Here is a 20,027-nt window from a genome sequence, read left to right on the forward strand (position 1 = left end):
ACTCCTACCGAATTTTCACTTCATCACCAGGATTGGCATACCAAGATCCTGTAGACATATGAGAAGGATTGAGCTGTTCTAATTGCGCAATGGAAATACCAGCACGCGCAGCAATGGCTGCTTCACCTTCACCAGCTTGAACCGTAATGGTTCCTTCTGATGATTTTTCATCTTTAGATTTATCGTCTTTAGCTGTTTGAGCAGCAGGCGCAGAGGATTTCTGCTCAACCTTGGTTTCTCCATTGTAGAAACCAGACATTTGTTTGGATTTGTTGCTACCTCCAGTAGATAGGAAAATCAGCAAACAAACCATTGCTACTACTATTACAAAGAAAATAATTGCTAAAATCGTCAATAGACGATCCGCCTTAATCCCATTCAATTTACTCGTTCGTTTCAATGTTTCTTCTCCATCATCATAAATATCTTCTTCCCATGGTTCTTTTGCCATGACTTCCTCCTTGTTTTTTCTCGTAAAAATCATTACAATAGAAATATGAAAGTTACGTTAATTCCAGATCGTTGCATCGCTTGCGGTCTCTGCCAAACCTATTCTGAATTATTCGATTACCATGACAATGGCATCGTTAAATTTGCTACAGAAGATGACCTCCTCGAAAAGGAAGTTCCTATCACAGACGATGTTCTTGAGGCCATCAAAGAATGCCCCACACATGCTCTCTTAAAAGATTAAGAGAGTTTTTTATTTGGTCGCATAATACATCTCGTAATAATCCACATGGATAAAGTTGTCCGTCAAGACGACTTCTCCTTTAAAATAGGGATTTAAAGCAAGTGCATTGATAAAGTATTTTTTAGGCCATTTCCGCATACAGAAAGTCCGACTGCGTGAGCCGTTATTAAAAATCAGCTTGATCGACTTCTTGTTCACTTCGATTTTTTCGATTGACTCAATCTTCACCTTGATCGGTGTAAAAGGATTGGCTGTAATAATCCGCAAAATCCCATCATCATAAATGGTAAAATAACGATGAATCCCGATCGCAAGTAAGGCCATAAACAAAAAGAACGAGAACAAAACTAGCGTCGGCACACTAGAACTCTCATACATCAAGGCCAGTCCAATAAAGACTGGAATCACTGCAATGGACCAGTAAGTCACAAGAACCGATAAGTCCGGCTGCCAATGATAATGGACCCTTCCAAATATCTTAATCATGAGCGTACCCCCATCTAATAGTTTAGCATAAAAAACAAAAAAAGGGGAGCCAGACAGTTAAAAATACAAAGATTTTTAACTGCTCGTGCTCCTTTGAATTGAATTAGTTGGTTGGAACTTTAAAGAAATCTTTTGAGAGGTAGCCTTTGCCACTAATCAAGTCATATTCAACCATTTTTAAATCATCCGCAATTTCCTGAGCTTCTCCTTCTAAAGCTTTTTTATCTACACTTGCCTTCTTCAACACTTCTGTTAAAAGCGCATAGTAAGGAGAGACTTTCGAGTTGGTTTGTTCAAAGACCATAGCAGAAAAATCACTCGAGTTGACCAAAGGATAGTCTAACTTCGGCGCATCAAAATTACTCCAAATGAAGTAATCCGTCTGATACTGACTCTCAGGGTTATTTTTAAAAGCTGACTCAGGATAGAGACCTGGCAAATGATCTCCATAGAAGACTACTGTAATCTTTTTATCCTTTTTAGAAAGACTTTCAAGGAAGGATTGAGTGACGGTGTCGGTCTGAGAAAGCATTCTCACATAAGATGACAAAGATTTGTTTTGACCATCCGAAAACCCTGGATAACTTGCACTCATATCTATAGGATTTTGTTCAGTCCATGGTGTGTGGTTCTGTATTGTAATTACAGAGAAAAATTGACTATTCTTATTAAGATTTTCTTCAATCAAACGATAGGTAGAGTCATCACTATAATTTCCACCGACATTATATCCTTTATTCCCTTTGTTTCCATAATGTATGAATTTATTGAATTTTAAATTTCCATAGATAACATTTCTTGAATAATTACTTGGGCTGGCGATGTGAATAACATCCCGATTTCTAGGATTAAAATAATTACTAATTGAAGGAAAATATTTCATTTTAGGCGCTACTTGGGTATATAGAATGGAAATGCTCGGAGAAAGGTTGTACATTGGTAATCCTGTTAAAGTTTGAAATTCCATATTAGCTGTTCCTCCACCGTATCCATCAGATTTCATCAATCCACTGGTTGTATTTTTCTTTATTTCTTGAATTTTTTTAACTGGATTTGATGAAACTTGAACTTTTTCTATCCTGGATGGATCTGAAAAGCTTTCACTTAATACATAAATTACAGTATGTTCACTGATAAATTGATTTCTAGATTTATTTATGTCGATTGATTTTAGGCGGTATTTTTCTTCAATTTTTTCCATGGAAGATTTACTGTACTTGTCAGGTTTATACATAAGCTCAGATGTTAACTGAGAAAACCAAACATAACTATTTGATTTCATTTGTGCATTAACTGTATTTCCAAACCATGCAATATCATAACGATTATTTAAGGTTGCTAATACAGGAATTTTTTCATCCATTTTACCATCTTGTCTATTTTTAAAAGAATAATAGACACCGATATAGAAAAATAGAATTAAAAAGACTGTCACAAGCCTTGCTAGTTGCGTTTTAAATACTTTTCCGTAAAGAAGAATGCCTCTAAAAAACCAATAAATGAAGGAAAGTAAAGCTAGTAACACTATCACATATAAATATGAACTAGCCCCGACAAAACCCAAAAGAGATCCTGGATTTTTTAACCAACCTAAATCACTTGGCAACAATGGTTCTTGGCGAAACTGATATTTTAAATAACTTGAAATAGAAATTCCAATAATAAGCAATATATTTATAATTGAAGCTAACAGATACTCATTGATAATAGAGTACAACAACAAAAATATAGCAAAGAAAATACTAATTTGAAACAATGTTGCCCCTGGAAAAATGTACTTCTCCATTATGATTAAATCTGCTCGAATACTATATTGAAGAAAATAATTTAATAGTATAGAGAAAACAACACTTGAAAAGATGGCTAAGCCCACTCCCGGTTTATTATTCTCTAACTCACTTATACCTTTTACAATATAACATGAAATAAAGAAAACAAAAATAATCAAAATTAAAATAAGTATATCTAACTCTAGTAAATTAGGAATCGTAAGTTTTAAAATATTATTTTTAAGAAAATGAGTAATGAAATTAGTTTCCATTACAGCATCAAAAAATTTACTATCGGTAAGACAAAAAGCTGTTAAGGAAAATGCGTAAAATATAAATGTATACTTCTCTCTATCATTTGAGATTGGAATTAGATATTTTTCAAACCATGAGAAAAATACGGAAATGAGATAATGATAGACAAAAGCAACTAGAAAAATTAATACAATATAAAATATGAAATCTACTTTTAAAAAAGAGTATTGCAAATATTTAAAAAAAGTAAACTGCTTTTCATTCAACTTTAAACTAACATCAAGTATATATGAGAAGAACAAATACAATCCATAGATTACTCCAAATTTAACAAAAAATTTCTTGTTCCAAATTTTTGATAAAAGCATACCTAAATAGATACAAGTAATTCCGATTAATAACATTGAACTATTAAAATAAGGTACTGATTGGAGACGGTAGTGAGATCTGACTGTAAATTGTATATTAATAACACTTAAAATTAACAACACAAAAGCAAGGGAGAATGAGGTGATTTTTAATATATGGTTTCTTAAATAATTATTATAAAAGCGATATATCCTGTTCAAATCCATTATCCTTTTCTTCCTATTGTTCTTTTAATTTTATTTCGAACTTTTTTTAATAAAGTGTATTTTTCTGTTTGTTCATTTTCAACAGGAAAAAATTCTATTGACGAATAGACACTATTTAAGATATCAATGGGAAATTCTGTAACTTCTCTTATTTTATTTTTTAACTGATCAGCTTGAAGAGGATGCGCCTGAATTGCTTTAACTTTTAAAACTGGAACGCGATGTTCTAATATTTTAAAAGGTTCATAGTAAGAAAAATCAGGATGAATCATCCCTTTAGACTGTTCGTTCAAAGTATTAAAAACAACTTTATAATTGAAGCCTGATTTTTTTAGTTTAGATGTCAATTTGGTTTCATAGTTATCAATTACTTGTCTAACATTTTCAAAATTTTTTATACGCGTCCAAAATTTTTGAAAAACTTTAGATGATACTACCGCTTGAGAATAAGACACAAAGTAACTTTGCACATGTTCTCGAAAATACTTCGTTTTTTTAAAGTTTGTCATTCCCCAAAAATCACAATCGATAGTTGACTCAAATGATCTAAAATAAGGTTCCAATGACCAAAGAGGACCTATACATGTATCATTCATCAATGTCACAGAATCATACTTTTCCAAATGATCAAAACCAACGTATTTCATTCCATCTCGCCAAGCTGCAAAATCAAATCCGATATTTTCTCTTTGAATAATTTCAAATATTCCAATCATTTTCAATTTTTCTATGTGATTCTGATCTAAATGACTGTTGGATATGAAAATTACTCGAGAAAAAAGTGGTCTTATTTGTTCCAATTGGTAAAGAACATGGCCACTTAGTTCGTCTGATTTATTGTAGTGAATATACAAAAGAATTCTATTCATTGACAATAGTCTCCCAATTACCGTTTCTCTGTACTAAACCTGTAGCAGAGTCTTTGGCTGATATATCATTATCTGAAATATCAGTCCGATTGATTAAAATCACGGGGGCATTGTCACCTTTAGCAAATGCCAGCATTGTATTAGTATTATCTCTTACAGAAACCTGTAATTTAACTTTTATATCATTTAGGCAAGACAAACTACATGAGTAACGAAATCTTTTTTTCCCACATCCCTTAGTCATAACATCCAAGGAATTATCATTATAGATCCAAAGGCCTCGATCAATCTCCGTCAGTGAAAATGCAATATAGGTTTGTATGTCTCGATTGACATCATAAGAAATCTCAAACTCTATTGGAGCCTCAGGTTGAGTCATCTTATCTGAAAGTAGTTTTACACTTAAATTGGTGACTGCTTCATGCTCTACTGTTACATCATCATTAGAAACTGTTTGGCTGGCTGCATTATCATAACTATATTGGTTCGCGACTTCATCAGGATCACCAACTACTTTAACAAGACCATTTTCAATTAGTACTGCCTTGTTACAATATTTCTTAACCGCATTCATATCATGAGTGACAAGAATGGTAGTTTTTCCTGACTTTTTACGCTCCATAAAGTAATCGTTACACTTACGCTGGAAGGCTTCGTCTCCTACTGCGAGGACCTCATCCAAAATCAAGATATCACCTTGGGCCTTGATCGCAACCGAAAAAGCGAGACGAACCTGCATGCCTGATGAATAGTTTTTGAGTTTTTGGTTCATGAATTCATGCAACTCAGCAAAGTCTACGATGTCATCGTACATAGCATCAATTTCAGCCGTTGAGAAGCCGAGCATAGCTCCATTCATGTAGACATTTTCACGACCAGTTAATTCAGGATTAAAACCGACACCAAGCTCGATGAATGATACCAACTTCCCATCAATCGTAACGGAACCTTTTTCCGGCACATAGATTTCGGAAATAATTTTTAAGAGAGTCGATTTCCCAGAACCATTTCGACCGACAATACCATAAAAATCTCCTTTTTGGACTTCAAAGGAAATATCACGTAAAACTTCTTGCTTTTTATAACCTTTTATTCCTTTAAAACGGTTTACTAGTGTTGTGCGTAAACTTTGAGTTGACTCTGTTGGTAACTTAAAAAATTTACTTACATGGTCTACCTTAACTGCTACATTACTTGACATTATAAAATCTCCGCAAATCGTTTCGAATTTTTATTGAATACAATTAAACCAATTACAAAAATAAATACAGGAATACAATATGGAATACAAGCTATCATTTTATTCTCAAAGATATCCCAACCACGTGGATTGACTGGATCAATAATAAAATGACGCATATCTTGTAACATTTGAGCTATTGGATTCATCATCAACATTTTGGCAACTGCTAAATGATTTCGTTGCAATAGATAGGTAATCGAATAAATAATAGGACTGGCGTACATACCTGCTTGAAGAACAACTTCCCAGACTGGCCCGATATCACGATATTTAACAAATAAGGCCGATAGAATAAAGGCACACCCCATAGCTAAGATTAACATCTCAATAAATAAAGGAATAATTATTAGAGAATGAATACCAAATGAAACATTATTTATAAGAGCAAACACAAATACTACTAAAAGATTAATAGAAAAATTTATTGCGGCTCCCAAAACTGAGGAAACAACAATTGTTTGCTTGGGGAAATTTAATTTGCGTAGCAAATCTCCTCTTGAAACAATTGATAACATCCCCATATTCGTTGCCTCTGTAAAAAATGTCCAAAAAATCATGGACAAGAGAAGACCAACAGCATAATGTGGGGTTCCATCATCAAACCTCAAAAAACGAACAAATACCACATACATGATACTAAACATCATCAAGGGTTTCAAAATTGACCAGAGGTAGCCAATCGCTGACCCCTGATAGCGTAATTTAAAGTCTGTTTTAATTAACTCTCGTAATAAAATTCGATTTTTCTGACTAAAAACGTCAAACATTATTTTCTACCTCTATATGCAAACTTTGTTAAAATCAAGGTCGTGAACACACACGTGTGAAAAGCCCTATTCTTGCGATAACTATATTTACGAATCCGTGCTAGACGTTGTCTAAATGGCACATTCATGATGGTCACAAAGTTTTCAATAATTTCTTTATTTTGGGGACTGACTGGCAGATCCAATAAATTTTTTGCTTGTTCTTGACTGGACTCGATGAGATTCCAATATTTAGCAAACAAAATATGAGGGCGGACCCAGTTTTTAACCCGTTTTCTTAAGGTTCGAGCTCCAAGAACGTTGCTACTATGTTGCCGGTACAATTCCATTGGCTGATCGATATAGATGAGCTTTCCGAAGGCAGTTGCTAGTATGGCTAAATACCAATCATGCATAAGGAGGGCATGCTTTTCTTGACCTGTCCATAATTCAGCCAGCGCTTGGTTAATCATAGCTACTCCGCCAGTTACCGTATTTTCTGTCAGCTCTTGAACGAGTTCTGTATTGGCATGATCAGACTGGGTGCGAATCATACTTTCATGTTGCACATTCAAGTTTTCATCAACCACTTTTAAATCTGTGTAGACTAGCAAAGGCACTTCCTGAGGATGCTTGGCTGCTTCTGCTACCTGAAGTGCAATCTTTTCAGGAAGCCAGACATCGTCTTGGTCACTGAAGCAATAAAGATCTGCTTTTTCATATTTCAGAAGCGCATGGAAGCTCTTAATGACACCAAGATTTTCGATGGCTCCTTGATTGATAAAGTGGATACGCTCATCCTGAGCTACCAGCTCTTGAATAATCTCTACCGTACCATCTCTTGATCCATCATCCCGGATCAAGAGTTGCCAGTCCTGATAAGTCTGGTCTTGGATGCTTTTGACCTGCTCTTTTAAATACTGTTCACCATTATAGGTGGACAACAAGATATTTACTTTCATGATAAGAATAATTCCTCGTACTCACCTACAATTTTTTCCCATGTAAAGTTTTGCTTCATATTGGCTTTAGCTCGTTGACCCCATTCAGATACATCTTTTAAAGGATCGACCTGGTCGATCAAATGTGCCAAATTCCCAGTTTCTTTTGTCCAATATTGAGCTGTATCCTTTGCGACCGTTTGGTTAAAGGAGACACCCAAAACTAAATTCAGATCCGTCTGGGCGAGAGCCTCTAAGAGACCCGGATTGGTTCCACCTACTTCATGACCATGAATATAGGCAAAGGCTTCTTTACGGATATACTTCAACAGGTCTTGATCGTAGACTGTTCCTACAAACTTGACGCGTGGATCCTGATCAAAGCCCGTTCGTGCTCGAAGATCTGCAAAATAGGGATTGCCTTCATGGTTACAAATGATGACCAAATCCCGCTTGGTGGAAGAGGACATAAATTCCCTAATAGCGGTCTCGTAATTATTTTCTGGGACAAAGCGACCCAAAATCAAGTAATAGTTTTTCTCTTGTGTCTGCCACTTCTGATAGAGTTCTCTAACCTTCCTATCCTGACTGGTCAGGCTAGTCGGAGCTAAGTCGGTTCCATAAGCAATATAGGTCGTCTTAGACCAAGGATAGGCTACCTTGATATAGGACTCTATGCCAGGATTATCAGAAATTACTAAGTCGGCATGACGCGTCATAACCTTTTCAGAATACTTGAGATAGGCTTGGATCGGTTTGGCCCACTTGGCCCGCTTCCACTCCAGTCCATCTGGATTGATATAGAATTGACCACCCATCTTATGGATCTTTCGCGCATACGGTGCTACAAAGGCCCCAATGGTATTGCCCAAAACATAAAAAATCGGCTGTTCAATTCCCTGCTTCTTAATGACCTTCAAGGCATAGTTGATGGCCATCATATCATAGGCGATGACACGCGCAGGCCCAAGCTTGGGTGCTTGAATCGTGAAACAATCGACACCCTTATAGTCAAAATGATGATAGGCTTGATCATTAGAAAGGCAAGCAACATGGTACTGGATATCTGGAGCCACTTGACGCGAAACCAACTGGTCTACAAAAGTTTCAAAACCGCCATATTGAGCCGGAAGCCCACGACTTCCGATAATAAAAACATGTTGCATATGATTCCCTTTCTAACAATTTACAATCTATCCAATTATACCATTTTCTAGGCTTTTTGCCTAATGCAAACAGAAAAGGGAATGGTATGGGAGGAATATTTAAATAAAATTCCTTTCTGTACCACTCCCTTATAGTTTAAAAATTCTAACTAAGTTTTTTCAGTCGTAATAGTTTTTTTAGAGCCGATTGAACACACTTTTTAAAAGCTTTTCTACTATTTAGAAAACTTACATCTGCCGGATTTACTTTTTTATGATTCATTTTGCTGTCCTTAAGCTTCTCAACAATTGTAGAATAAACTCTCTCAAGAGAATATCTTTCTTTCAAACTTGGAACAGCTTGTACTGCTTCAAGTTTCTCTTGATTAAATTGAGCAAGAGTATCTGAAATTGTTCTTGTTAATGCATCCAACTCACCCAAATGATACATATGGCCTTGCTCATTCATATATTCAAAGGCAGACCTGTGTCCCTCATTATCAGATAAAATTGTTGGAATGCCATTTAAAACAGATTCAACATAAACAAGACCAAACGTCTCCATACTAGATGGGAAAACCGCTATATCCTTATCAGTAATCATAGACCAAGGATCATCTACATGTCCTAAAAAGGAAACTGACTTCAGTTGATGTTCTGCGATATAATCATCACAAATTTGTTTATAGTCCTCATCCCAGCCACCTAAAAAAACGAGATCAATATCAGATTTGTCAAGTAAACCAAAAGCTTTTATGAGCTCAAGCTGGTTTTTTCTCTCCGTCAGACGGCCAACAGAAATAATACGATGTTGGTAGCTAGATTCAGTTTTTACACTTTCTACAGATTCAATATGAGTGTATGGTGCAAAAGAATAAATCTTTCTTTTAGGAAAATAATGTTGCAAATTCTCTGTCAGAGCCCCTGTTACAGCAAAAATTTCATCCGAGAAGCTATCTATAAAGTCCAATTTTTCCTTATAATAACCAAATTCCCCCTCAGGAAATTCATGAATCAACCAAAAATGTTTGACATTCTCGTAAGCTGCAGCAAGTGCACCCTGAAAAACATTGACCGTATTACTGATGACAAGGTCTACCTTGTTCTCTACAATAATATTTCGAATATCTTTAATATTCTTATTGTAAGAGTTCACTCGCATAAAATGATTACCTGGTAAGCCACCTGGTGCTTCTTCCCACCACCATTTGACTGCTGAAAGGCCATAAGTTTCAATTCCTGCATTCTGTAATGCTGTTCGATACTCTTCCTGAGAAGCGACTTTATAATCTGGAAAAACATTTAAGACACGACATCCTCTGTCCACTAGAAATTTCATCAAATTGACAATTGAAATTTCAGCACCATTATCCAGAGTCCCCGTCGGAGAAATAAATAGAACTGTTTTACTCATAGTATTCACCTACATCCAATAATAAGGAATGATCAAAAAAATGGAAATTAAATAATTTACTAGTAATGTAGCAGTTGAAATTTTTAAAACTTTATTTTGTGAGATTTCAAAATGACCTAAATTTGCTACTAGAGGTAAAAAGAGTATCAAAAATGGTGTAAAATATCTTCCTTGTGAACCCACTGAAACAGAAGCGCCATGGCCAAGAACAATGGGAGTCCATTGAAGATACATAACTGTTACAGTAGCGATGACTTGAATTGGAAATAACAAGGCTGCAAGAATTGAAAAATCTTTTGAAAAGAAATTTTTTTTATCTGCTAAAAAGATCAAAAACAATACTGCTACATCAACAAAAATCAACCATAGAGGTAACTGCAATGTAAAGTTTCCTAAAAAACCAAAAATTCCTATTGTGAGAATGGAGTTTAAGTCTCCATTTTGCTTTGCATCTACAAGTGTATTTAACAGAACATGAATATAATGAAAGAGACCACCTTCATTTCGCATTAAAAATTGTAAAATGAAACCTATTGTTATAAGTAGTAAAAGATAAAAGACAAACTTATATCTAGAAACTATAAGCTTTAATGACTTAAACGGTCTATTTAAAGTTTTTAATACACCCTTAAATTCAAATGATACAAAAGGTATCAAACCTAATAACAAAATATTATTTGGTTTTGTCGCTAGAAGCAAAATAGCAAGGCCTATTACTTGAACAAAATTACGATTGCTAAATCGTTTCGAATAGGCGAGATTCGTTATAAAACCAATAGCTAGCATCACTTCCAAGTAATTCATCACATCATAAGACAGAGATGATGCTTGTTGGACCATAATAGGTAAAAGTGATATAAACATCACGGCTATCTTTCCATACTTAAAATAGCGTATTAAAAAGTATAGTCCAAGTATGTATGCTAATGCATTAAAGATACGCCCCATATAAATGATCATACCTACTGTGGGACTAAGCCAACTTCCAATCGTCATTCCAATTAATTGAGGTATAAAAGAAATCGTTTTGAGACTAATGCCGAATCTAAATGGCTCATTCTTCATCTCAATTTTACGTGCTAGAAGTTGTTTATATTCCGTTGGTTTAACTTTATCATTGCTTGGGATCTCTTCCATCCACTTAAAGGAATTCTCCGTTGGTCTGTGTAAAGTCTCCCAAGTCATACGCGCATGATTCATTTCATCTGGAACACGATTAATCGGAAACACAAACATAAATGAGAAAATAAAAATCGTTGCTAATATAAAAAATAGATTTTCAACTTTTATCTGTTTAATTTTGTTCAAAATAAGTCACCATTTCATCTTTCTTGCTTAAGGTACAATTCTCAAGGACTGCTCGGTAAGCTGATTCTGCTAATTTTTGCCTTAATTCTAGAGATAAAACCAACGATTCTAGTTTGTCAAGCCACTCATCATCAGTAGCTAACAGCCCTGTTTCACCATCAACAACTTCATCCGAAAAAGCTCCTATCTTGCTTGCTACGGTTGGTACTTTCACCAAAGCAGCTTCAATCCACTTAATCTCAGATTTGGCACGATTAAAGATAGAGTCCACAAGCGGCGCCAAGTTAATGTCAACCTCGCTAATCAAGGCAGGCAGTTTATCCCAGTCCACATAATCGTGAGTGACAATTTGATTTTCAAAGGGCTTCATATCTTTTGGAATATCAAGAATTCCGACAATATGTAATTGAACATTACTATATTTCTTAAGCAGTTGCTTAATAGCTGGTTTAATCAATTCAAAATTCTCATTATGACTAATTGAACCAGAGAAATAACCAATCTTAACAATATCAGATGGTTGAGAATAATCTTTGATATGTTGACTACTAATAGCAATTAAGTCATCAGAAGCCAAGTTACGATTCAGCAAAACCTTACTTTGATACTTCTTCAACTCCTCTTGCAACTGGTTAGTTGAAGTAATGGCACCATCACAGTTCTCTAACATATAACCGTAATTACGAACCCCAGCATCATAATTTCCTTTTTCAACCGGATCAAGACCTTGCGTATAACTTAATTGGTCCGTGTAAACCGTATCAAATACCAAATCATCTATATCAAAGAAAACAGGTTTTTCATAATCCTTAGCCAAATGGCAGAGACGCAGAAGTTCAGGCGAAATTGGAGAACGATAAATAATAATATGACTAGCATTTTGAGCCATCGATAGTTGGAATTCAGATAGGTTAACAACTTTGACTGCAAAGCCATGCTTACGTAATTGTTCTGCCTTATTCAAAACACGGTAACGGGTACATTGCGGAATAATATTTTCAACCCCATCAATCAGTAGAATATATTGATCACGTGGAATATCCTTAAACTTATTCACGATATCTTCAAGAATTGACACTGGGTAATCCGTTTTTTCTGCAACAAACTCTAACAAGTCAGGGACTTCTGACTCACGGTCTAGACCTTGCCACAAGAATTGCTCCTCATCGTAATTTTTCAAAGCTGTGTATTTAACCAAAGGGCTACCTGCTTTAAGCATCCTCAACGGATGAATATACATAGCAGAATCCTCGTATTCTTGCACAACCGCATCATAACGATAACCCAAATCAGCAAAATACTTGGTAAAACGAGTCTCATGTCGACCAATAGCTTTATCACGAGAATCTGTATCAGTCAAATCTGTCCAATAAGAATAAAAGGCATCATCATTTAACATGAGCTTTTCAATAACTAGAAAATACGACTGAAGGTGCTTAGGAATATAGCCATATGGATTCTCTTTAGTAACATCTTCTTGCTCTTCTCCAAATGAAATCCCCCAGAAATCAAGATGCCTATCAGTCATCTCTTTACAAAGCTGAGACAAATCACTCATTGGTCCAATATTGGTATCATTTACCAAAAACAGTTGATCGTAATCTTTAAGCTTATCTTTGCCAAAAGCAAAAATTCCCTCTCTAAAGGCTGCTGTATCATATCCTTTATTGTCACGAGTTAAAACCTGTCCATAAGATTTAAGATTGTTGACATCCTCAACACAAAGAGAACCATTCACAACAACAATGACCTCATCCATTAACGGAGATAAAGCCTGTAAAAAACGTAATTTGTATTCTTGCAACCGATTTTCAGATTCGAAAATGACATAGACTAGCGCTCTTTTACCAGTAAATGACAGAGCAGACCGTTGACTATTTCTAAGACGACGTAACCGACGAACCTTAAGTGGGGTCACATGACGACGTAATCTAACAATTTTCTCCTTTGTAGCATTTAAATAAGACTTGATTTTTCGTGGATTTTTTAATAAAACCTTCGTGATTTTAATAGGTTTAATCAAAGAATTCCCTATACGATACGAAAGAGAACTTCGAATCAGTTGTATTTCTTTACGAGCCTCTTTCAATTCTACTACTTGCGTTTGACTCTTACGATGAAGTTGTTTCTGCTTTCTTTGTAATTCTTTTACATATTCAGAAACATCATTATGGTGACTTACTAAACTTTCTAAACGATCTTCTAAAGTCATGAGATTATCACAAACTGCTTTATAAACCTCATGAGGAAGTTTATCCAAATACTTCTCAAGGATCTCAAGATATATTTCATAATGATATTTGACTGAATTACGTAAAGAAATAGATCCTGTTTCAAACACACGATAGTTAAGCTTAGTATTTGGTTGATATACTGCTTTAGCTCCATTATCAATAATGAGATTCAATAAAAAGTCATAATCTTCAAGTTTTTTACGATTTAGATTTTCATCATATCTAGCATTTCCAATACTATTTCTACGAATCAAAGAACAATTATCAATGAAACTAGCATTTAGAAAAGCAGTTAAGTCGAATTCACGACTTTTAAGATAGAACTCCTCTTTTTCAGGATTAAACAGATCACAATATGCAATATCAGCATTTGTCTCGATCAATTTACTATACAACTGCTCAATATAATCCATATCTAGGTAGTTATCGCTATCTACAAACAGCAAATAGTCTCCATTGATTAGACTAAGACCCATATTCCGATTTTTTACAACACCTACATTTTCATGAGATTCAAAGTTTGTCACGAAAGGTGAATCCTTCAAAACCTCTTGGATAATTTTAGTTGAACCATCCGTCGAACCATCATCCAAAACAATTAACTCGATATTTCGATAAGTTTGATTATAAATACTTCGCAAGCATTGCTCAATATACTTTTCGTGATTATAACAGGTCACAACCACCGATATTAAATTATTCATTGTTCCCATCCATTTTGTTTAACAAAATATCAATTAGTACTTGATAGCTACTAACATTACTAGCTTCAAAGATTACGTTAATAACTAATCTTTGAAGGTGCATACCACCTCAATTATACTATAGTTTAAACAAAAAAGAAAAAGTTATCTTGATATTAAGAAACAAAAAAAGCAGAGCGAATCTGCTTTGTGTTACTATGTTATTCATTTATACAATAGTAATTTTTTGTTTTAGTTCTTATATAGATTACTAAAAATATCAAAGTTGAAAATAGAGAAATAACAAACGAAAGTTTAGCTAACAAAGTGTAAGAATATGTCACTCTTAAAATATGGTTTCCTGGAGGAACTGCTACAGCAGTTGAAGACCATTCATTTAAAGAACTCACTACTTCTCCACCATCCAAATATACTTTTTGACCTTTATAAAAATAAACTGGGAGGTAAGCTATCTCCGATTTGTTATGGCTATTACGAAGCTGGAATGTTGCAACATTAGCTGAATAATTACTTTGTACGCTATTAACTAACTGTTTACCTAAATAGACCTCGTGTTGGACAACTCTCCACCTTGGATCATCAGGAACAATATTTGTCTTAGTTCCTTCACTTATTTCATTTGTATAATCTGGAACAAACACAGAATGTGTTAAATGATAATAATCATTTCTCTTAGATAACTCTCTAAAAGCAACTTTGACCGGTTCTTCAGCAAGAAGCTTAAATGTCTTTATCACACTAATAGTATTCATTGAGATGGCTAGAATAATAAACGAAATATAAATATATTTCCTTAATTTTAAAAGGACAACAGCTAATAAATAAGATAAAAACATTGTTGTAAAGCCATTTAAACGCCATGGAAATTGTATTACTTTAAGCAAAGCTAAAGGAAATTTCTCCCAATTAACTAAACAAGTAGTGGCTAAAAGTAAGCATAAGCTAATTACAAAGAGCATACGCCATATTTTTTCTATATATCGTAATCTGAAGCAGATAACTACTACAGAAATAAAAAGAACAAATCCAACTTGTTTATCAAGTTGATTGACTAAGTTAGCTATAATCAACTGTTTGAAATTAAACAGTTGATTATTTAATGAAAAGGTAACTGGAGAAGACAACTTTGTAAATAGTATTTGTTCAATTAGTGGAACTATTTGAAATAATGACATCAAAGTACAAGATAATATTGCATTAATAAGAGCCATTATACGCTTTTTTCTTTTATCAGCACAAATCAAAAAGATAAAAAAGAAAAATGTAAGTAACAAAGTAGCTATGAAAACAGATAATAAATGAGAGTAGACAAGCAGTGTCATACCAATAGATAACATTGGCCATTTTCTATAATCACCTTTAAAAATCTGGTATGCGCCAGCAAATATCAAGGGTAAAAATGCCATGGCTAAAATTTCACCCGTGGCAAACCTAATTAAAATATTATAACTACGATATGTACTAAATGTATATATAATTGCAAATAAATAACCAACAATTTTTGATTTTGATATACTAGTTGCTGAGTAAAAAGAAATAGATAGTGTTATAAATGTTATGATAAACAGATAAAAATACCAAGCAAACCATATACTATGAACAAAACTAAAAATTATATAAAAAGGGTAATAGATTAAAAATGGGTAAAAGAAATTAATTCCCTGACCACTATTGTAGAATGTCTTAAAATTAATTGGACTATCAAAAATATTTGATAGACCTAACATTCTATCTAAGTGAAAATGTAAGTCATCACCATATAAACTTCCTTTTGAAAACAAAAAAGGAAAAATAAAAATAAGTGAAAATATTATCATGATCAAATAAGGTTTGACTCTGTTAAAGATATTATTTTTCATCTATTTTATTTCTCCTAATTATTCGAATTCTGACTCTTCACATATTGTCTCATTAGCAACTTAGCCATCCATTTGGGCCAGAATAGTTGATACATGTATAAGTCTTCTTTACTACGAGTGTTATCCGCAATGGTTTTTGATGTTTCAGACTCTCCATGAATCCGGTGACACATAAGCTTGTCAGATACATACGCAAAACGACCTTTATACTCGCTGATCTTATACCATGCGTACCAATCCAAACTCACTCTCATTCCCTCATCAAAATAGAAATTCTTCAATTTTTCAAGATTGTAGGTGACAGCTGGACAACAAATTGGATTTCCAAAAGCCATCACACGGTTACGCCAAAAATGACTAGCCGGAAAAAGATTCAAGGTTTTTAACATCAGGGTTTTGATTTTCAGATTCGTATTAGCAGGAATTTTATGGCCGTCTTTTTCTTCAAAATAATCAGAATAGCCAATTAGCACATCAGAATTCTTTCCCATTTTTTTCAATACTTTTTCTGCATATTCTGGCTCATAATAATCATCCTGATGGGCGATGGTAGCATATTTCGTTTCTACGAAAGACATGGCATTGTTCCAGTCCTTGCCAATTCCTCCACCTTGTTTGGTATAAAATGGAATATCATAACGTTGGCAAAGTTCCTTAATCGAATCTAGTGGCGTTGAACTATAGCAGATAATTTGTGATTGGAGAGTTTGATTCTTCAAAGATTGAATACAGGCTTCTAGATAATCACTTTCTCCATAAGCACAAATTACCCAAGTATGATTATCCTTCATTCTTTTCCTCTTTCTCAACAACATGACTCTTTAGAATTGATAATTCTTGCACTAAATACTTGATCTGCTCTTTTTGTTTCGACAAGGTCATGGTTTGTAAAAATGCAATAACCAACAGGAAAAAGATAGTAAGAGACAATAGAAAATTGGATGTCAATTCAAATCCAAGTAGTCTGGCAAAGTAGCCAGGAATCGAATCAAACACTGCGATTACTATCATCACAAAACTGATGATAATCCACATGAAGGCCTGTTCAAATAATATATTATTTTTGTTGATATTGCGAATGACTAAATAAAGGAAAAAAATTGAGGCTAGCAACATTACAATAGATAAAACGGACATCATTCACTCTCCCTCATAAAAGCTGCGATTAGAATCGATGAACACACTTCAAGCATATAACGAATCGATTTGATTGGCGTAATGGACGAAACGCCTCCTGTACGCTCAAACATATTGGCAGGTCGTTCAACTACTCGATACTTACGTCTCAAAATATGAACAATCGTCTCTGGTTCCGGATACTTGATAGGATAGCGCTTAGCGAACTGCTTGATAATAGCTTTGTCAGCCAAACGGTAACCTGATGTTGTGTCCAAGACTCTTTGACCTGTTGTCCATTTTATGAGGTTGGAAATCACACTAATTCCAAACCTTCGCATAAAAGTCGTTTGAAACTCTGACTTAACATCCCCAACAAAACGAGAACCAATAACGAGGTCTGCCTCATTTTTTCGAATTGGATCTAAAAGGTCTGACAAAGATTCAATATCATGCTGACCATCACCGTCAAATTGAACTGCTACATCATAGTCATGCCCTAGTGCATATTTGTAGCCTGTTTGAACCGCACCGCCAATTCCAAGATTCATAACCAGATGAACAGCATTAAAATGGTTTTCTTCTAGAATTTCTTTTGTCTTATCTGTTGATCCATCATTGATCACAACATAGTCCAAATCAAAATCAACTTTCTTGCGGTAATCCAAGATACTTGTTACCGTGTCGAAAATACTTTCCTCCTCATTGTAGGCAGGAATAATCATTAAAACTCTCAACTACTTCTCCTTTCCTTTACAGTATAATTTTGAAAACAGTGAGACAAGTCTCAAGCGCTCGAAGGTTCTAAAAGCCAATACCGAAACAACGGTTTGCATTCGTTCTCCTGTTATCTCCGATGATAATGGAGTTAAACTTGAGTCTATATTTTCTTTAGAAATCCACTGCTTAATCTTTTTATATTGATCCATAAATGATAAGCTAGAGGCTGCTCTTCCAGAAAAAAGTAAGTACCAAATATAATAGCGTTTGATAAAATAACGAATATATTTTGAATCACCAGCAACTTGAAGTAGGTGGCTCAAGAAGTACACAATATCTATATTCGGGTTAAACCCTCTTTGTGATGTATTTGAAATACTTTTCTCGTTGAAAAACCAATTGTAGCCATTATAATCAATTATTTTTATCTTTTCCGTTAAATTGTAAGCTGATAACGTAAAAATAACATCCTCACCAATTGGATAATCAAAAAACTCAATCTCATTATCGATTAAAAATGAAGTTTGATAGATACGTGCCCAAGGTGCAACTATCATATACTTAGACCATTCTGACTGTGTGAGGTCTTGCTTGAAAAGTGTCTTCAAGTCCTGATTAACACGCTTATAGCCACCAAGAACAATATCTAATTGTTCTTGGTGAATGGCATTGTAAAACCGCTCTAAATAATCAGAATCAACAAAGTCATCATTATCAATAAAGACAATATACTCACCCTTAGCCAGGTGTATTCCTTTATTTCTCGTTTTAGCAACTCCCTCGTTTTTTTTATCGATAACTCTAATAAAGTTGTGAGCAGAAGCATAAGTTTGCAAAACCAACAAGGAGTCGTCTGTGGAACCATCATTTAAAAGAATAATTTCAAAATCCCTAAAGGTCTGATTCAAAAGCGAATCTAAGCATTGTTTAAGTCCCTCTTGTGCATTATAAACAGGAATTATGACTGTAATGGCTGGATTATTCATTCTTTCTCTTTCTAACTTATCTTATTTATAAAATCTTAGTAGGTAAGAAAATATTTTTGTTGAAATATTGATTCCAAAAATATTAGTAAAAATACCAGTCAACTTAAAAGCCTTATTCTCAATACGGTTCGAAGCCTTTAACAAGTATTTATATTTTCGTAACAATTCCTTTATCTCTATATTTGAGAGATAGGATTTAGCATAAGGAAAAATTGAAATATAAGAAATTGCAAAATAGGTCGTCAAAGCTTTTTGTTTTGTATCTGGCAACTCAGACACATCAAACAAGCCACGCTCTATTCCTCTCAATGTATCCAACACATTTGCTTCTTTTACTATATTCGTTAAGCTTCCTGCTCTGTTTTGACGGTACATATATTGTGTGCTTGTTAGGACTGAAAAACTCTCCACTAACTTTAGTATGTAGGAACAATATAAACTATCTTCTGATACCAAGTCCTCTGGAAAACACAGACCGTTACTTATCAACTTTTTAGAAATACACTTATTCCAATTTGGACCGTTAAACAAACCAAAATTAGTTGCTGTAAGCAAGTTGTTCTGACTAGAAATAGGAATTTCCTTTATTTCCTTGTCGTAATAATAACTGTAACCGAAGATAATTACATCAACAGCCTTTGCTTTAATTTTGGTAGCAATCGCATCTAAAAACTGCGTATCGCTCCAAAAATCATCGCCATCTAGAAATAAAAGATAGTCACCAGAAGACTTACTAATTCCAGTATTACGCGCCTTTGATGCACCACCATTACTCTGGTGGATTACAGCCACTTGATGATAATTTTTCGAAAGCTCATCTGCGATAATACCTGTATTATCTGTCGAACCATCATCCACAATGATTATTTCGTAATTTTCAAACGTCTGTCTTAGTATACTCTGAACACAGCCCTCCAAATAGCTTGAAACATTGTAAGCAGGGATAATAACAGAAAATTTCAT

General features: G+C 34.3%; 18 protein-coding genes. 1 reads left to right on the forward strand and 17 read right to left on the reverse strand.

The window, feature by feature from the left end; genetic code table 11:
- Positions 1 to 4: 4 nt before the first annotated feature.
- The gene (locus HA044_RS02965) at positions 5 to 451 is read right to left on the reverse strand and encodes an SAG1386/EF1546 family surface-associated protein (RefSeq protein WP_187539138.1); all 447 of its coding nucleotides are present in this window, start codon (positions 449 to 451) and stop codon (positions 5 to 7) included.
- 45 nt (positions 452 to 496) lie between these two features.
- On the opposite strand from HA044_RS02965, the gene HA044_RS02970 reads away from it, so the two are divergent.
- Positions 497 to 694 (forward strand): ferredoxin, encoded by a 198-nt coding sequence (locus HA044_RS02970; RefSeq protein ID WP_187539140.1) that lies wholly within the window; start codon positions 497 to 499, stop codon positions 692 to 694.
- A gap of 9 nt (positions 695 to 703) precedes the next feature.
- Here the strand turns inward: HA044_RS02970 and HA044_RS02975 are convergent, their stop codons facing one another.
- From HA044_RS02975 to HA044_RS03050, 16 genes are all read right to left on the reverse strand, one after another.
- Positions 704 to 1,180 carry an EbsA family protein gene (locus HA044_RS02975; RefSeq protein WP_187539142.1) on the reverse strand — a complete coding sequence of 159 codons (477 nt, stop codon included), beginning with the start codon at positions 1,178 to 1,180 and terminating at the stop codon, positions 704 to 706.
- A 103-nt stretch (positions 1,181 to 1,283) separates the two neighbouring features.
- Positions 1,284 to 3,779 carry an LTA synthase family protein gene (locus HA044_RS02980; RefSeq protein ID WP_187539144.1) on the reverse strand — a complete coding sequence of 832 codons (2,496 nt, stop codon included), beginning with the start codon at positions 3,777 to 3,779 and terminating at the stop codon, positions 1,284 to 1,286.
- Positions 3,779 to 4,648 carry a rhamnan synthesis F family protein gene (locus HA044_RS02985; RefSeq protein ID WP_187539146.1) on the reverse strand — a complete coding sequence of 290 codons (870 nt, stop codon included), beginning with the start codon at positions 4,646 to 4,648 and terminating at the stop codon, positions 3,779 to 3,781. Before HA044_RS02985 ends, HA044_RS02980 begins: the two co-directional genes overlap by 1 nt.
- Positions 4,641 to 5,849: an ATP-binding cassette domain-containing protein gene (locus HA044_RS02990; RefSeq protein ID WP_187539148.1), complete on the reverse strand. Its 1,209-nt coding sequence runs from the start codon at positions 5,847 to 5,849 to the stop codon at positions 4,641 to 4,643. The genes HA044_RS02985 and HA044_RS02990 overlap by 8 nt, the downstream gene beginning before the upstream one ends.
- Positions 5,849 to 6,658, reverse strand: coding sequence for an ABC transporter permease (locus tag HA044_RS02995; protein WP_023917808.1), 810 nt, complete (start codon positions 6,656 to 6,658; stop codon positions 5,849 to 5,851). Before HA044_RS02995 ends, HA044_RS02990 begins: the two co-directional genes overlap by 1 nt.
- On the reverse strand, positions 6,658 to 7,599 hold the full coding sequence (locus HA044_RS03000; protein WP_187539150.1) for a glycosyltransferase family 2 protein: 942 nt from the start codon (positions 7,597 to 7,599) through the stop codon (positions 6,658 to 6,660). The genes HA044_RS02995 and HA044_RS03000 overlap by 1 nt, the downstream gene beginning before the upstream one ends.
- Positions 7,596 to 8,744: a beta 1-4 rhamnosyltransferase Cps2T gene (gene cps2T / locus HA044_RS03005; RefSeq protein ID WP_187539152.1), complete on the reverse strand. Its 1,149-nt coding sequence runs from the start codon at positions 8,742 to 8,744 to the stop codon at positions 7,596 to 7,598. Before cps2T ends, HA044_RS03000 begins: the two co-directional genes overlap by 4 nt.
- 145 nt (positions 8,745 to 8,889) lie before the next feature.
- The gene (locus HA044_RS03010) at positions 8,890 to 10,137 is read right to left on the reverse strand and encodes a glycosyltransferase family 4 protein (RefSeq protein ID WP_187539154.1); all 1,248 of its coding nucleotides are present in this window, start codon (positions 10,135 to 10,137) and stop codon (positions 8,890 to 8,892) included.
- Between the two features lie 9 nt (positions 10,138 to 10,146).
- The gene (locus tag HA044_RS03015; RefSeq protein ID WP_187539156.1) at positions 10,147 to 11,445 is read right to left on the reverse strand and encodes a DUF2142 domain-containing protein; all 1,299 of its coding nucleotides are present in this window, start codon (positions 11,443 to 11,445) and stop codon (positions 10,147 to 10,149) included.
- Entirely contained in the window at positions 11,432 to 14,383 is a 2,952-nt protein-coding gene (locus HA044_RS03020; RefSeq protein WP_187539158.1) for a rhamnan synthesis F family protein, read from the reverse strand. Before HA044_RS03020 ends, HA044_RS03015 begins: the two co-directional genes overlap by 14 nt.
- Before the next feature lie 200 nt (positions 14,384 to 14,583).
- Positions 14,584 to 16,242, reverse strand: a complete 1,659-nt coding sequence (locus tag HA044_RS03025; protein ID WP_187539160.1) for a hypothetical protein — start codon at positions 16,240 to 16,242, stop codon at positions 14,584 to 14,586.
- A 14-nt stretch (positions 16,243 to 16,256) separates the two neighbouring features.
- Positions 16,257 to 17,033: a glycosyltransferase family 2 protein gene (locus HA044_RS03030; protein ID WP_187539162.1), complete on the reverse strand. Its 777-nt coding sequence runs from the start codon at positions 17,031 to 17,033 to the stop codon at positions 16,257 to 16,259.
- Positions 17,023 to 17,379, reverse strand: a complete 357-nt coding sequence (locus HA044_RS03035; RefSeq protein WP_187539414.1) for a DUF2304 domain-containing protein — start codon at positions 17,377 to 17,379, stop codon at positions 17,023 to 17,025. The genes HA044_RS03030 and HA044_RS03035 overlap by 11 nt, the downstream gene beginning before the upstream one ends.
- The gene (locus tag HA044_RS03040) at positions 17,379 to 18,095 is read right to left on the reverse strand and encodes a glycosyltransferase family 2 protein (RefSeq protein WP_187539164.1); all 717 of its coding nucleotides are present in this window, start codon (positions 18,093 to 18,095) and stop codon (positions 17,379 to 17,381) included. The genes HA044_RS03035 and HA044_RS03040 overlap by 1 nt, the downstream gene beginning before the upstream one ends.
- Positions 18,096 to 19,064, reverse strand: coding sequence for a glycosyltransferase (locus tag HA044_RS03045; protein ID WP_187539166.1), 969 nt, complete (start codon positions 19,062 to 19,064; stop codon positions 18,096 to 18,098).
- Between the two features lie 21 nt (positions 19,065 to 19,085).
- Positions 19,086 to 20,027, reverse strand: coding sequence for a glycosyltransferase family 2 protein (locus tag HA044_RS03050; protein WP_187539169.1), 942 nt, complete (start codon positions 20,025 to 20,027; stop codon positions 19,086 to 19,088).

The sequence above is a fragment of the Streptococcus sp. IMAU 99161 genome (genome assembly GCF_014435245.1).
Classification (GTDB): domain Bacteria; phylum Bacillota; class Bacilli; order Lactobacillales; family Streptococcaceae; genus Streptococcus; species Streptococcus lactarius.